The organism is Sulfitobacter guttiformis (assembly GCF_003610455.1).
In the GTDB taxonomy this organism is placed as follows: domain Bacteria; phylum Pseudomonadota; class Alphaproteobacteria; order Rhodobacterales; family Rhodobacteraceae; genus Sulfitobacter; species Sulfitobacter guttiformis.
On sequence record NZ_RAQK01000001.1, the window covers coordinates 1,558,607 to 1,572,976 of the forward strand.

The window sequence follows — 14,370 nt, forward strand, 5'->3', positions numbered from 1 at the left end:
TTCGGCCTTTAATATCTTATCAAACCTGCACCTTGCTATGGGTGGGGGAGCGCTAAAAGCTCGGCCCTTGTCAGAACAAAATTTGATGCAATCCACTCTGTTTTCAACTGGCTGATCCGCTTGCCCAGCGCTTCACCCTTGAACGTCGGCATCAAATCCTGTGCAGAGACAGGAAATCGCTGACGGGAGGCATGTAAAAGCGCGTCGACGTACCGTGCCTCCGGCATGCTCTCTGCGATAGCGCAACGGATTAAATAAGCTTGGGTCGCCAGCTCCGGTCCATGGTCAAAAGAGATCCCCAACAAAGAAGCTCCTTCGAAAGCAGCCTTATGGATAAGAGCGTATTCCCTATGTTCACTTCTGCTCAATCGCAGACGCTTAGGCACACCCTCACCACCGAGCACGACCAGCCTCGCCAACCAGCTTACTGGCGCAGCAATATACGTTCCAGCATGTATCACGAGCAGGATAAAACGAATATCGGTGCCGGGTAGGATAGTGCCTAGGACACCTGTTTGAGCCATTGCACCAAGTGCTGTCGAGGGATCCTTTGCAGATAGGATTTTCTTGACCTCAGCCCCGACCCTTTCAGCTGAAAGAGTCTCTAAACCGGACAGATTAGAGCCTATTGCGGCAATAGCCTCAGGATCTAAACCTTCAGAGGTATCTCCGTACCACGCGTGGAACCGAAAGTAGCGCAGCGTGCGTAAATAGTCCTCGCGGATGCGCGTTTCTGCATCCTCAATAAACCGGACGCGGCCTGCCCGCAGATCATCCAGCCCGTTTAGGGGGTCAATCACGGTACCATCCGCTTCGGCATAAAGCGCATTCATTGTAAAGTCGCGGCGGCGCGCATCTTCGGTAATATCGGTAGAATATGCGATCACGGCATGGCGACCGTCTGTCACGACATCGCGGCGAAATGTCGTGACTTCATAGGGAGTGCCGCCGGAGACAACCGTGATCGTCCCATGATCAATTCCAGTTGGAATAGGTTTCAAACCCGACGCCTCGGCCAGTTCGATCACTTGTGCGGGCGTTGCAGATGTAGACATATCCACGTCACTGACGCCTACGCCCAAAAGAGCGTTGCGAACGCACCCACCCACGTAGAAAATTTGGTGGCCGCCCTGCGCAATTGCATCAAACACCGCCCTCGCCGAGGGAGCGACCAGCCATGCCGCATCTTCAGCGACTATTTTTGTATAATTTCGGTCCATGCCCGCAACATACGCGCAGTAGCGCCCCAGATGTAATAGGGGCCGTAGGGAACGACGAAATAATGCCGCATCTGCCCACGCCAGCGTCGTGATTGAATGACGTAATTTTCTGGGTTCAAAAGATGATCCAGAGGGACCGCAAAAACTTCGTCAACCTCACCAGGTTCCGGCAGGATATTAAACGGCTTTTTAACAAAACCGATGACGGGCGTCACATGAAAGCTGGTGACTGTTTCATGCGGCGGAAGAGTGCCGAGAACTTCAACGCACTCCGGTGGAAGACCAATTTCCTCATGCGCCTCGCGCAACGCAGCGGCGATTACGTCAACGTCGCCCTCATCCTGCTTACCGCCAGGAAAAGCAATCTGGCCGGGGTGGTGTTTAAGTGCGGCAGAGCGTTTGGTCAGTAAAAGGTTCAATCCATCAGGCCCCTCCACAATCGGTGCAAGAACGCCGGCAGGACGCAGCACGCGACCCGCAGGCAGAACTGTATCGGGGTTCAGGTCAAAATCGGATGACCCGACCCCCGTTTGCGCCAGCGCTATGCGAAAATGATCGAGAGATTCACGCATTTTTTTCAGCGTCGAAACCTACTGTTGCGGGATCAATGTCGTAGTGCGCCCCGCAAAACTGGCAATCAGCTGTCACGCGCCCCTCGTCCGTAGTCATTGTCGATATGTCCTTGGCGGAATAGATTGAAAGGCTTTGACGGACACGATCCTCGGAGCAAGTGCACCCGAAATGGACACGCTGCTTGTCAAAAATACGCGGGCTTTCCTGATGGAAAAGACGCAAAAGGACTTCGGAAGGCTCAAGCGAGGGGCCGATCAGTTCCAGATCATCCACAGTGTCGAGCAAGACATTCACACGGGTCCAGTTTTCTTTTTCGTCATCATCCAGAAGGTCAGCGGACTGTAAAATATCACCCGATCCCTCCGACTGCGCGGCAAAAGGTGATGCTTTCGGCATATGCTGCAACATCACACCCCCGGCACGCCAATGCTCGGGCGCATCCGATGTTATGGATTTGCCAAAGCTCAACTCGAAGCGGGTCGGCAATTGCTCGGATTGTGCAAAATATCCTTCGGCAGATTTTGAAAGGCTCTCGGACGACAAGGGCGAAATACCTTGATAGGGTGTCGTTCCCTTGCCCTGATCAATCATCACAGCAAAATAACCCTTCCCGACTTGATCGATCGGGGCACCATCAGTCAAACGCTCGGCGTCATAGCTGGCGTAGGCGCGAATGCGGGCGGGCTTACCGTCCTCTTCAGGGCCATAATAGTCCGTCGCGATCATCCGCACGGGGCCATCCGATTGTACCTGAAGCTGGAGTTTCCAGCGCAGCTTCATTGTTTGCCCGATAAGAGCGGTTAGCAGTGCCATTTCCGCTACCAATGCCTCTACGACAGGTGGATAGTCATGCTGTTCCAAAATACCGGCCAAGGCCGTGTCCAGCCGCGCAATGCGCCCGCGCATGTCGGAGTTGTCGAGCTGGAAAGGTAGAACTGTATCGTCCCACCCGCTGTTGTTGGCCTGTGTCATTTTCATCTATCCTTACCGCGAAGTGCTTGTCATATAACGCCCTATGTAGGTCGAACAAGCCATGACAAAAAGGGGGCTGCCGTGATCAGACGTGTCGGAGAGGTGCCACAACGCGGCCAGACCTATAAAATGCGTGCTGGAGCCTATGCAATTTTACCCATTGGGCGGCGCTTTTTACTCACTGCCAGCATGCGCGATCCGCTTGATATCCAACTGCCGGGCGGTGGGATTGATGCTGGCGAAAGCCCGTTGCGCGCTCTTTTTCGGGAAGTCCGCGAGGAAACCGGCTGGTCCATTGCGCAGCCGCTTCGCCTTGGCGCGTTCCGACGCTTTGTCTTTATGCCAGAGTACAATCTTTGGGCAGAGAAACTATGCCACGTTTATGTTGCTCATCCAGCGCGACAGCTTCACATGCCAACAGAGCCCGATCACGAAACGCTCATTCTCGATGCAGATGATGCCATTGCTGCATTGGGTAACGATGGTGACAGAATGTTTATGGAAGCTTATGCGACCGGAAGGCCATGATACTCAAACAAAATTGCTGATACATCATCGGGAAAATCCTCACTCCCGTTGAACTCTGTCAGGCGCCAGATCAACGCCTCGAGAAAAGAAGGGCCGCAGGTTTGGGACAGATCATGCATCAAGGCGATCAGCCCCCCCTCATCCAGCATCGCGCCGTCCGGCCCCGGACATTCCGTCACTCCATCCGACAATATCAGGATGCGATCACCCGGGCACAAGACAACCTCGAACTGCACAAAATCTACCCCTGACAGCAACCCGACAGGAAAACCACCAGTCCCCGTTATCTCGATCGTGCCGTTAGCGCGCTGGATGACGGGGTTCGGATGACCCGCCTGTGACATTACCACTTGTCCGGTCGACATCTCTACAAAACCCAGAAGGAGCGTGAAATAATGCTCCGTCTCCATTTCGTCCAAAACAAGGTTGTTAAGATCCGCAACCACCTCATCGGGCGGTCGCGGAACGAACTCACCCTCCAAATTCTTATGCAGCGCGACATTCTGGTCGGGCGCGGCACTGGACAGATACCCCGCCAGGCTTGCTGTCATCAGCGCAGAACTGATACCATGACCTGAAACATCCAACGCATAGAGCCCGATATGACGCGGCCCCGCTTCGAAGAACCCGACCAAATCACCGCCCACATGCCCTGAAGAGCGCAACATAAGTGAGAGGTCACCAACGGGCATTGCCCGAAATCGCTCGCGCACAAGAGACTGCTGAAGCTTTTTCGCCTCTTTAAGATCGCTGTCGATATTATCATAGAGTTGCTGCAACTCGCCCAATGTCTCGCTGAGAGTCCGGTTTGCCTGCGCCATTTTACGCTGCATCTCGATCAAGCGCTCCCCGGCTGTGATGCGGGCACGCAATTCATTGTTATCGACCGGCTTACTCAGGAAATCATCCGCACCATTGTCTAGCCCACGTGCTACTTCTTCCTTATCACTTTTTGACGTCAATAGGATGAAATAGCTGTATTCTTCCCCGCCCAACGCCCTGAAGTGCTTGCATAGTTCAAGCCCCGACATACCCGGCATCATCCAGTCGCTTAACACCAGATCGGGACGGTTCAGTGCAGCAAGGCGCAGCGCCTCTTCGCCACTACCAGCCTCCTCCACCTCAAAGCCCCATTTTTTCAGTGCAATGCTGAGCAGCTTGCGCTGAAGTTTGCTGTCGTCCACCACCAACACGCGCCGGATAGCACCCGCGCGAGGCTGTGAAGACGGCGAGATATATCGATGTGGGGCAGTCTGCATATTACTTTCGCTATAAGAACATTGCGCTAGACATAACCGGATGGCCTTAACAGGTCGTGAAGCAATCAGCGCAACCTGATGCTCATTCTCCCTTAATAACTCTGGCCTATAAACAGGGCGATCTGAAGGAGATGCGCCATGATAGATTGGTTGCGGGTCAACACCCTGCGCGAGGATGTTGGAGACGAAGATTTCGATGATGTTGTCGAAATATTTATCGAAGAGGTTACGGGAATGGTCACACGACTTCGCATAAACCCACAGATGGAGACGCTGGGTGAAGATCTGCACGCGCTGAAGGGCAGCGCACTCAATCTCGGGTTCGCAACCTTCTCTGCCTATTGCCAGACCGGTGAATCCCTTGCGGCGCACGGACGCCCTGCAGAAATTGAACTGGGTCAGATTCTGAGTAGTTATGACGAGAGTTTGGCGGCTTTTCTAACCGGCTTGAAAAAGCCGCCAGCAGCTTAAACCAGTTTGTAAAAATTACCGACGCTGATGCCGCCATGTTCAGTCATCGCTTTGGCCCGCAACATCTGCATCCCTTTTATCCAGCGTGCAGGATCAGCACCGCGTAGCGCACTATATTTCGCAACGTCAGGGTGCGGCAGAATGACAAACGCGCCTTCTGCGACGCCTTTCCAAACCGCTTTTGCAACATCGTCGGCGGTCAGTAGGTTCCCTTTCGCATCACCATCACCAAGTCCCAGCAGCGGTGTAGCCACATATTGCGGGCAGACAACTGAGACGCCGATGCCATCTGCCCCATGACTGATCAACAGCGATTCAGCGAAACTGACAGCGGCGTGTTTGGTCGCAGAATAGGCGGAATCGCCGATCTGGTTCAGCAATCCTGCCGCTGAGGCAACATTCACAAAGTGCCCCGATCCACGCGCGATCATAGCAGGCAAAACTGCGCGTGCCGCCCAGACATGAGCCATGACATGGACGTTCCAATTTAGCATCCAGTCGGCATCGGGCGCAGATGCGGCATGGGACGGATCACCCCGCCCAAGACCCGCGTTAGACACGAAAACATCAATTGGTCCATGCGCCGCTTCGGCTACTGCAACTGCTGCTATAATCTGCGTTTCCTGCGTGACATCACAGGAAACCGCAATGCCACCTATCTCGTGTGCAATACTCTGTGCCTGCTCGATATTCAGGTCTGCTATGCACACCTTGGCTCCCGCCTGTGCCGCCTGCCGCGCAATGGCTGCGCCAATACCACTCGCGCCGCCTGTTACGATGATCGACTTATCCGAAATATCCATTTGCGGCTCCCTCACAATACGAACTGCCCAAGCGTCTCATCATTAGTGATATCTGTATAGGTGAACCCTGCGTCATCAAGCTCCCGCACGAAGCGCGTAAAGTTATCCGCATTCAACGTCTCGATGCCAATGAGGACAGAGCCGAAATTACGCGCCGATTTCTTCAGGTATTCGAACCTACAGATATCGTCTTCTGGCCCCAGAATATTCAGGAACTCCTTAAGCGCACCAGGACGCTGCGGCAGACGCAGGATGAAATATTTCTTGAGTCCGGAGTACCGCTGCGCCCGCTCTTTCACTTCAGGCAACCGCTCAAAGTCGAAATTACCGCCGGACGTTACACAAACCACAGTCTTGCCTTTGATTTGCTCGGCCACTTCGCCAAGCGCCTCGATACTCAGCGCTCCTGCAGGTTCAAGCACGATCCCTTCGACATTGAGCATTTCGATGATGCTTACACAGATGCGGTCCTCGGTAAGATGCACCACATCACTGCGTTTGGCATCTTTCAACTTCTCAAACGTCCGCGCTCCGATCTTGGCCACTGCCGCTCCATCAACAAAGCTGTTGATCGGCGAAACATCCACCGGCTTACCTTCTTCAAGCGCACGCCCCAAGCTCGGCGCGCCCGTTGGCTCGACATAGGTGTAGGTGCAGCGATCTCCGAAAAAGGCGCGCGTGCCAGCGGATAGGCCGCCTCCACCGACCGGAAGGATAATGTGATCAGGCACACCTCCCAGCTGGTCCTCGATTTCGACTGCGACAGAGGCCTGACCCTCAATCACATTGTCATCATCAAAAGGTGACAGGAAATACCCCCCCTCATCTCGGCAGAATTCTTGTGCCGTGGTGAGTGTTTGGTCAAAATAATCGCCAACAAGGCGCACTTCTATGTTGGTACCGCCAAAAATTTTAGTTTTCTGGATCTTTTGTTGGGGCGTGGTCACGGGCATGAATATCACGCCCCGCACGCCAAAATGACTACACATAAACGCAACACCCTGCGCGTGGTTGCCGGCAGACGCACACACAAACAGCTGGTGATCTGGGATCAGCTTTCGCATGGCGTTGAAGGCCCCGCGCAGCTTGTAGGAACGTACCGGGCTCAAATCCTCACGCTTGAGATAGATCTCCGCGCCATATCTCTCCGACAAATGCTCATTCTTCATAAGCGGTGTCGCGGGAAAGACCGCGCGCATGGCCCGCGTGGCGGTGATCGCGCCCATCTGGAAATCTTCGCTCATTTGTTGCGGCCCTTATCTAACGCCTGTCTTGGATAGGTCGCGAATGCATGCCCGTCAATCAAGCCATCCCGCTTGCTGTACCCCTTGAAACGCGATACCCAAACCGCGAAACTCGACAAAGGAAGAGATCATGCCTGCGCCCAAGAAAGTTGTCCTCGCCTACTCCGGCGGTCTCGATACTTCTATTATCCTAAAATGGCTGCAAACCGAATACGGCTGTGAGGTAGTTACCTTTACCGCCGATCTGGGCCAAGGAGAAGAGCTGGAGCCCGCCCGTGCAAAAGCAGAGATGATGGGTGCATCTGCGATATATGTCGAGGACGTGCGCGAAGAGTTCGTGCGTGACTTTGTATTCCCGATGTTTCGCGCCAACGCTGTGTATGAAGGTCTCTATCTGCTAGGCACATCCATTGCGCGCCCCCTGATTTCAAAGCGTCTGGTCGAGATCGCACATGAAGTCGGAGCAGATGCTGTAGCACATGGTGCGACTGGCAAAGGCAACGATCAAGTTCGCTTTGAGCTTGCCGCATATGCTCTTGATCCCAATATCAAAGTAATCGCGCCATGGCGGGAGTGGGATTTGACCAGCCGCACCAAGCTGCTGGAATTTGCCGAAGCGAACCAGATACCGGTGGCAAAAGACAAACGCGGCGAAGCGCCGTTTTCGGTGGATGCAAACCTTCTGCACACCTCCTCGGAGGGCAAGGTTCTGGAAGATCCAGCAGTTGATGCGCCCGATTACGTTTACCAGCGTACTGTCGCACCCGAGGACGCACCGAACGAGCCGGAATATATCGAGGTCGGTTTCGAGCGTGGCGATGCGGTGTCCGTCAATGGCGAAGCGCTCTCGCCCGCCGAGCTTTTGACCAAACTCAATGAACTCGGCGGCAAGCACGGGTGTGGTCGTCTCGATCTTGTAGAGGGCCGCTTTGTCGGCATGAAATCACGCGGAATTTACGAGACACCGGGCGGCACGCTCCTACTGGAAGCGCACCGCGCCATTGAATCCATCACGCTCGACCGCGGTGCAATGCACCTCAAGGACCAACTCATGCCGCAGTATGCGGAGCTGATTTATAACGGTTTTTGGTTCTCACCGGAGCGTACAATGCTGCAAGCCGCAATTGACGCGAGTCAGACACATGTCACAGGCACGGTCCGCCTCAAGCTCTATAAAGGGCATGCACGAACTGTTGGTCGCTGGTCTGATTACAGCCTCTATTCAGAGGCTCATGTAACCTTCGAGGACGATGCTGGCGCCTACGACCAAAAAGACGCTGCCGGATTTATCCAACTTAACGCACTGCGCCTCAAGCTGCTGGCAGCTCGTGATAAGCGGATCAAAGGCTAAAGCACAAACGAAGCCGGTCAAATAAATCTGACCGGCCTCAATCCAACCACTGGAAGAACTGTCAGTGGGAAAGATTTGAAAATGATTTATTTTTTAGGCGGAAACGACCACCAAGCGACGTTCAAGCTCAATTTTTTAAAAGAGAACCGCCCGGGCATCCGATGCCCGGGCTGTCTACTCGTTACCGAACCAAAACAGGTTTACTCGTAAATGCCTAAATGAATACCATTTAGGAACACTGAATATTTAGACCAGATCGATGGGGAGTCACGGGGAAAGGCGGACCCGATATAACCCCAAATAGTGAGGGAGCGCCGCATCAAGAACGGATTGTAAATCCGGCGGCACGTCGGGCAGTGGCCCTTCTGAACCCGAAATTCTCGTGCTTTTATGGACTGCGCCGTACCAGTGCTTCGCCCAGATACCATCTTCGGATCGAGGCCCAGCTTGCCATTTCAGCATCGCAGGATCAAACGGAAGATCGATCTCATTGCACAAGGCCCGCAGCATCACCTCGGGCTGCGCACGAATATCAGTGCTATCAATCACAATACCGCCGAGTTTCTGGAAAAGCGCAGTTTGCTGGACAAAACCTATATCTTGGAGAGTTGGAGCTTCGCGCTTTTCGGCATAGCTCGCGATTACGCGTGCGGGGTGACGGATCAGATGTATGTTGATGCAATCCGCTGCCCACTCAAGCGGAAAATCCGCTAGCATGTGATGGGGCATGTGCTTCATGTAAAGGTGCGGTGTACCGGATTGCTCGCAAGAGCGCGCCACTACATCCACATCTGTTTCATGAGTCCGTAGAATATCCTCGGCTACCGGATGATCGGCCCCTGAAATCTTGAGGTAGGGCGCATAAAACGGCTCGTCCATCACAGTAAAATCTGCGCGCGATCCAAAAGAGTACATCATGGCGGTACTCAAATTCCGCGGCCCCGACCACATCGCAATCCTCATGTGTTCTTTCCTGTTGCAAAAAATACGACCAAAGCAGTTTCTAAAACGCTGTAAACTGAAGCCACGTGGGACACTATGTACCGAACTCGTCCTGAATTTCTTTGAGATCAGGTATCACATCTGCGGTTCCGCGTCGCGTGACCATCAGAGCGGCAGCCATGAGCGCCAGATCAATCGCTGCGGCCATATCCATCCCGCGATCAAGGCCGGCCACAAGATAACCGGTAAATGTATCTCCTGCACCCGTGGTATCGACAGCTTCCACGTGGTAGGCATCAAACTGCTTTATCCCCGCATTAGAGACCCATCTACATCCCTGCGCGCCAAGTGTGATGATCACGTCCGCCACGCCAAGCGCTTCTACACTTTGTCCCGTTGCTTCCAGCAACTGGGCCGCCTCGACCTCGTTGAGCACCAGTAAATCAATCCTGCCCAACAGCCGTTCAATCGCAAAGGAATCGAAGGGGGCAGCAGCATAAACGACACGAAGGCCCAAAGACTGCGCCGTGATTGCCGCGTATTCCTGACCGTTGGTTTCGTTTTGCATCAGCAAAAAATCTTTGTGCGATGCCTCGGCTAACGCAGTGCCTATGATCGCCTCTGTAAGTTGCACATTCGCACCCTGAAACAGGACGATGCTGTTTTCACCCTGCGGGTCTATCAGGATGTTTGCATGTCCTGTAGGCGCTTCGATCTGGGCGATATGGGGCGTATCAACCCCGTATTCCATCAGTCGGTCACGGGTCCATCGCCCGTCAGCACCGATCGCGCCAATATGTGACACACGCGCGGCGCCCCGTGCAGCCGCCACAGACATGTTTGCTCCTTTGCCCCCCAGACCAAACCCGTAACTTACTGCAGCCAGCGTCTCACCCGGCGCTGGAAGATGCGGCACCTCATAGAAATTATCGATGTTGATCGAACCGAGGTTCCAGATCATCCGCCCACCTTTGACGCTGCCAGTATCGCCATGTTGAGAATATCGTTAGTTGTCGATGTCGATGAGGCAATCTGGATCGACTGGTCCAGCCCTGTCAGGATGGGGCCTATGACCGTGGCGCCTGCCATTTCCTGCATCAACTTGACCGATATACTGGCAGAGTGCCGCGCAGGTACGATCAGGATGTTAGCAGGGCCGGTAAGGCGCGAGAATGGATATTTCTTCTGGCTTTCGACGTTGAGCGCGACATCGACTGTCATCTCGCCTTCATACTCGAAATCAACACCGCGCTGGTCCAGTACATTTGGCGCAAGGTGCATTTTCTCTGCACGCTCCGATACCGGATAACCGAAGGTCGAGAAACTCACAAATGCCACGCGCGGTTCAAGCCCCAGATGCCGCGCCACACGCGCACCGCTTTCGGCGATGTTGGCTAGGTCGACATCGCTGGGCCATTCATGAACAAGTGTATCCCCGATCAGAACAATCCGCCCCTTGTGCAAAACCGCTGTAATGCCTGCGGCGCCCCCTTGGGCATTTGCATCGAAGACATGGTTAATACGATCAAGAATATGTGCGGATTTACGGGTGGCACCTGTAACCAATCCCTCACCATGGCCATGCGCCAACATCAGCGCAGCAAACACATGGCGGTCCGTCGCAGCGAGGCGATGCACGTCTTTGTTATCAAATCCACGCCGTTGCAAGCGCTTGTATAGGAAGGATTTGTACAGATCCAGATGTTGGGTATTGGCAGCGTTCACAACTTCCAGTTCGCTAATGGCATCCTCCAGACCGGCCGCAATCAGCTTGCTCTTCACATCGTCGGGCCGCCCTACAACCAACGCTTTTCCCAAACCTTGCCGCTGGTACATTACAGCCGCGCGCAGCACCTTCGGATCATCACCTTCGGCAAAGATCATCCGCGCCTGATTGCTCCGCGCCCTTGAGTTGATTCCCCGCATCACATTAGCAGTAGGATCAAGACGTGATTTGAGACCTGCCTCGTATGCCTCCATATCAATGATTGGGCGGCGCGCCGCACCGGTATCCATCCCTGCCTTTGCGACCGCAGGCGGAATACGGTGGATCAGGCGGGGATCAAAAGGTGTGGGAATGATATAATCCCGACCAAAGCTGAGGTTCTTGCCATAGGCAAGGGCCACCTCGTCGGGCACATCCTCACGGGCCAACTGAGCCAAGGCATGGGCGCAGGCAATTTTCATCTCGTCATTGATCGCACGTGCGTTGATGTCGAGTGCACCGCGGAACAGATAGGGGAAGCCCAGAACGTTATTCACCTGATTGGGATAGTCACTGCGCCCGGTTGCCACGATCGCATCGCTGCGCACGGCATGCGCTTCTTCGGGAGTAATTTCAGGATCAGGATTCGCCATGGCGAAAATCACCGGATCGGGCGCCATGCTGGCAACCATCTCTGCCGTCACCGCCCCCTTGACTGACACGCCCAAAAAAACATCCGCACCCTTCATCGCATCGCCAAGGGTGCGCGCATCAGTACTGGCAGCGTGGGCCGATTTCCACTGGTTCATTCCCTCTGTGCGGCCTTGATAAATCACGCCCTTGGTATCGCACATAATGCAGTTGTTGTGTCGTGCACCCATCGCCTTCAGCAACTCGAGGCAGGCAATGCCCGCAGCACCCGCACCATTGAGAACGATTTTCACATCCTCGATCTTTTTTCCGGAAATCTTGAGCGCGTTCAGCAGACCTGCCGCACAAATCACAGCTGTACCGTGCTGGTCATCGTGAAATACGGGAATGTCCATTTCCTCCTTCAAACGCTGCTCGATAATGAAACACTCGGGCGCTTTGATATCTTCGAGGTTGATTCCGCCAAATGTCGGTCCCATCAGCTTGACCGCGTTGATGAAAGCCTCGGTGTCTTCGGTGTCCAGCTCGATATCAATGGAGTTCACATCAGCAAAGCGTTTAAAAAGGACTGCCTTTCCTTCCATCACCGGCTTTGACGCCAGCGCGCCGAGGTTACCCAACCCCAGCACAGCAGTACCGTTGGAAATGACCGCGACCAGATTACCCTTGTTGGTATAATCGTAGGCAAGCTGCGGATCAGCCGCGATCGCCTCGCATGGAACAGCCACACCCGGAGAATAGGCAAGCGACAAATCGCGTTGCGTCGACATCGGCACTGTCGCGGTAATCTCAAATTTGCCCGGTGTCGGCTCGAGGTGGAAGGCAAGCGCCTCTTCGGAAGTTACTTTGTTTCTGGTCACGGGCTGCCACTTTCATCTAGGTTTTCACAGTCATACCCCTAGGACCGCCTACGTTCAATCAGGCGACGAAACGAACCCAGTCATGATTTTTGACAAATGTGGCATGACGTTCGGGGAAATCCACCTCAAGACGGGACAGCGCCCAGCGGATCACCTGTGGCCGTTCACAGTGGTTTGCGCACCAGATAATCCGGATAAGCGTTTGCCAGCGTGTAGGCTGCGCTTTGAACGCCTGCTCTAGCGCAATTAATTCGGATTTGGGTTGCTCCAATGCTTTGTGACAGTCAGCCAGCAAAAGACACAGATCCAGACTGGTGGTCACCATTTCCCGATGCTTTTCCAGCAAGGCCAGCGCTTGATCCGCAGCCCCTGCCTTCAATACGCGTTTTGCCAAAACAGCGAGGGACTTGTCATCTGGTACAGTTGGCAAGCGGCCGAGGAGGGTCACGACAAAGGCCATCACCTGCGCAGCGCCGCCACTCGAAACAGAGGTCGGTACGATGCCGTCCCTAGCGAAGTCCGGCTCTTTAAGAGGATCTTCACTACTAAAATCAGCAAAAAAGCTAATATAGCGGCACTGGCTCGCGATAGCGTGGGGCCAGAAGTCTGCCCAGCGTTTTTTGGCGGTCTGCAAAGTGCCCAGTTCAATAACATAGGTATCGGGACTAGCAAAAAGCATGTTGGTGAAACCGGCACCGTGATGGGAAATCATCATCTCGGCTTGTGCCATAATAGCAATCTGTTCGAGCGGCGCGAGATCTTCGAATATGACGTATTCAAAACCAAAGCGCAGCAAATGCTCCAATAACAGATCCTGCCCCGCCAAAGGCCGCGCCCTGCTTTGTGCATCTCCACGTCCGATGAAAAAACGCTTTGGCAAATGGCTGAAGTTGTGTCCCTCAATCGCTTTAAGCGCCCGCCGGCGCAGTGAAAGAAGCGCGCTACTGACGGAGTTCATGGCGAGGTTTTGCATGAAACCAACCGTTCCTGGCACAATACCAGACGGGGCCACCTCCCCCAGCTTTTCCATATCGGCCGCTGGCATCTGGCAGATTCCACCAAAAAAATCATAGGCCGTCAGAACGAGGTCGTATTCCTTTGGTGCGCGCTCAAAAAACACCCGCCCCGCGTACTCAGGAAACAGCGCGGCCACAAAGGCGTCTGCAAAATTGCGGTGCTTGTCTTCTTGATTGGGAAAATGAAAATAGACATTTCCTTGGAATCCCACTGCATCCAACACGCACAATTGGCTGAGTGATTCAGTGATAAAATGATAATAGTTAAATGTGTTCCGGCACTCGATCGCAAAGTCCAGATCAGGCTCCAGAAAGGTCATTTCGAGCGGGATTTTTTTTCCCGCGTTGGTGGCGCTGCACTTTGCGAAATATTCATCAAGCTTTGAGCCGCGTCCGGTATCCTCGTCCTCGCAGCTTTCGCTACCCCATAAGAAGGTGTTGATCAGGCGTGTGGCGGAAGCACCGGACAAAACCAGCGCCTCTCGTGCAAGGAGGTGAGATTTTCGGAAACTGGCCTGCTCAACCACTGCGGGCACCGAATTTACTTCGACAGCCGATTTGAACCGCTTACCCTTATCGACAGAAGTGAGATACGATTGGATTTTGGCATTAATCTCTGTGTGCGCGCTCACGGCGAAGCCCTCGATGACCGGCAAGGGTACTTTGCGCCAGAAAAATTCCGGTTCTTGTAATAGCTTCAGGCCCTCGTCCTGCCATGGATTGAGGAACAGCGCGGTAGGGTCAGAAGAAAGATCGATCTTGTTGCGCACTGTTC

13 protein-coding genes are annotated in these 14,370 nt (G+C 54.1%); 3 read left to right on the plus strand and 10 right to left on the minus strand.

Features of this window, described 5'->3' with window-relative positions; translation table 11 throughout:
* Positions 1-35 precede the first annotated feature (35 nt).
* The 3 genes from C8N30_RS07720 to hslO are packed head-to-tail and all read right to left on the minus strand — an operon-like array spanning position 36 to position 2,765.
* On the minus strand, positions 36-1,220 hold the full coding sequence (locus C8N30_RS07720; RefSeq protein ID WP_025063930.1) for a CCA tRNA nucleotidyltransferase: 1,185 nt from the start codon (positions 1,218-1,220) through the stop codon (positions 36-38).
* Entirely contained in the window at positions 1,196-1,792 is a 597-nt protein-coding gene (locus C8N30_RS07725; protein ID WP_025063931.1) for a CoA pyrophosphatase, read from the minus strand. Before C8N30_RS07725 ends, C8N30_RS07720 begins: the two co-directional genes overlap by 25 nt.
* Positions 1,785-2,765 carry an Hsp33 family molecular chaperone HslO gene (gene hslO, locus C8N30_RS07730; protein WP_025063932.1) on the minus strand — a complete coding sequence of 327 codons (981 nt, stop codon included), beginning with the start codon at positions 2,763-2,765 and terminating at the stop codon, positions 1,785-1,787. The genes C8N30_RS07725 and hslO overlap by 8 nt, the downstream gene beginning before the upstream one ends.
* Positions 2,766-2,846: 81 nt before the next feature.
* Between hslO and C8N30_RS07735 the strand changes: the two genes are divergently transcribed.
* Positions 2,847-3,293, plus strand: a complete 447-nt coding sequence (locus C8N30_RS07735) for an NUDIX domain-containing protein (protein ID WP_025063933.1) — start codon at positions 2,847-2,849, stop codon at positions 3,291-3,293.
* Here the strand turns inward: C8N30_RS07735 and C8N30_RS07740 are convergent.
* The gene (locus C8N30_RS07740; protein ID WP_025063934.1) at positions 3,272-4,552 is read right to left on the minus strand and encodes a PP2C family protein-serine/threonine phosphatase; all 1,281 of its coding nucleotides are present in this window, start codon (positions 4,550-4,552) and stop codon (positions 3,272-3,274) included. The two genes, C8N30_RS07735 and C8N30_RS07740, sit on opposite strands and share 22 nt — an antisense overlap.
* A 138-nt stretch (positions 4,553-4,690) precedes the next feature.
* Between C8N30_RS07740 and C8N30_RS07745 the strand changes: the two genes are divergently transcribed.
* Complete coding sequence (locus C8N30_RS07745) at positions 4,691-5,023, plus strand: Hpt domain-containing protein (protein WP_025063935.1); 333 nt, start codon at positions 4,691-4,693, stop codon at positions 5,021-5,023.
* On the opposite strand, the gene C8N30_RS07750 is transcribed toward C8N30_RS07745, so the two are convergent.
* A complete protein-coding gene (locus C8N30_RS07750; RefSeq protein ID WP_025063936.1) occupies positions 5,020-5,826 on the minus strand; it encodes an SDR family oxidoreductase in 807 nt (268 codons plus the stop codon). The genes C8N30_RS07745 and C8N30_RS07750 overlap by 4 nt on opposite strands.
* Positions 5,827-5,837: 11 nt before the next feature.
* Complete coding sequence (ilvA, locus tag C8N30_RS07755) at positions 5,838-7,070, minus strand: threonine ammonia-lyase IlvA (protein ID WP_025063937.1); 1,233 nt, start codon at positions 7,068-7,070, stop codon at positions 5,838-5,840.
* Positions 7,071-7,200: 130 nt separating this feature from the next.
* Between ilvA and C8N30_RS07760 the strand changes: the two genes are divergently transcribed.
* Positions 7,201-8,421 (plus strand): argininosuccinate synthase, encoded by a 1,221-nt coding sequence (locus C8N30_RS07760; protein WP_025063938.1) that lies wholly within the window; start codon positions 7,201-7,203, stop codon positions 8,419-8,421.
* A gap of 267 nt (positions 8,422-8,688) precedes the next feature.
* Here C8N30_RS07760 and C8N30_RS07765 read toward each other — a convergent pair whose 3' ends face one another.
* The 4 genes from C8N30_RS07765 to C8N30_RS07780 form a co-directional block, all read right to left on the minus strand.
* The gene (locus C8N30_RS07765; RefSeq protein WP_025063939.1) at positions 8,689-9,384 is read right to left on the minus strand and encodes a sulfotransferase-like domain-containing protein; all 696 of its coding nucleotides are present in this window, start codon (positions 9,382-9,384) and stop codon (positions 8,689-8,691) included.
* Between the two features lie 73 nt (positions 9,385-9,457).
* Positions 9,458-10,324, minus strand: a complete 867-nt coding sequence (locus C8N30_RS07770) for a ribokinase (protein WP_025063940.1) — start codon at positions 10,322-10,324, stop codon at positions 9,458-9,460.
* Positions 10,321-12,579: an NADP-dependent malic enzyme gene (locus tag C8N30_RS07775; RefSeq protein ID WP_025063941.1), complete on the minus strand. Its 2,259-nt coding sequence runs from the start codon at positions 12,577-12,579 to the stop codon at positions 10,321-10,323. The genes C8N30_RS07770 and C8N30_RS07775 overlap by 4 nt, the downstream gene beginning before the upstream one ends.
* A gap of 58 nt (positions 12,580-12,637) precedes the next feature.
* Complete coding sequence (locus tag C8N30_RS07780; RefSeq protein WP_025063942.1) at positions 12,638-14,365, minus strand: glycosyltransferase 61 family protein; 1,728 nt, start codon at positions 14,363-14,365, stop codon at positions 12,638-12,640.
* Between the last annotated feature and the right edge of the window lie 5 nt (positions 14,366-14,370).

What these genes read in the sequence shown, in the direction of transcription:
- ilvA (WP_025063937.1), bottom strand. Translation starts at nt 7,070, where the DNA reads ATGAGCGAAGATTTCCAGATGGGCGCGATCACCGCCACGCGGGCCATG.
- hslO (WP_025063932.1), bottom strand. Translation starts at nt 2,765, where the DNA reads ATGACACAGGCCAACAACAGCGGGTGGGACGATACAGTTCTACCTTTC.
- C8N30_RS07750 (WP_025063936.1), bottom strand. Translation starts at nt 5,826, where the DNA reads ATGGATATTTCGGATAAGTCGATCATCGTAACAGGCGGCGCGAGTGGT.
- C8N30_RS07770 (WP_025063940.1), bottom strand. Translation starts at nt 10,324, where the DNA reads ATGATCTGGAACCTCGGTTCGATCAACATCGATAATTTCTATGAGGTG.
- C8N30_RS07745 (WP_025063935.1), top strand. Translation starts at nt 4,691, where the DNA reads ATGATAGATTGGTTGCGGGTCAACACCCTGCGCGAGGATGTTGGAGAC.
- C8N30_RS07760 (WP_025063938.1), top strand. Translation starts at nt 7,201, where the DNA reads ATGCCTGCGCCCAAGAAAGTTGTCCTCGCCTACTCCGGCGGTCTCGAT.
- C8N30_RS07765 (WP_025063939.1), bottom strand. Translation starts at nt 9,384, where the DNA reads ATGAGGATTGCGATGTGGTCGGGGCCGCGGAATTTGAGTACCGCCATG.
- C8N30_RS07720 (WP_025063930.1), bottom strand. Translation starts at nt 1,220, where the DNA reads ATGGACCGAAATTATACAAAAATAGTCGCTGAAGATGCGGCATGGCTG.
- C8N30_RS07725 (WP_025063931.1), bottom strand. Translation starts at nt 1,792, where the DNA reads ATGCGTGAATCTCTCGATCATTTTCGCATAGCGCTGGCGCAAACGGGG.
- C8N30_RS07740 (WP_025063934.1), bottom strand. Translation starts at nt 4,552, where the DNA reads ATGCAGACTGCCCCACATCGATATATCTCGCCGTCTTCACAGCCTCGC.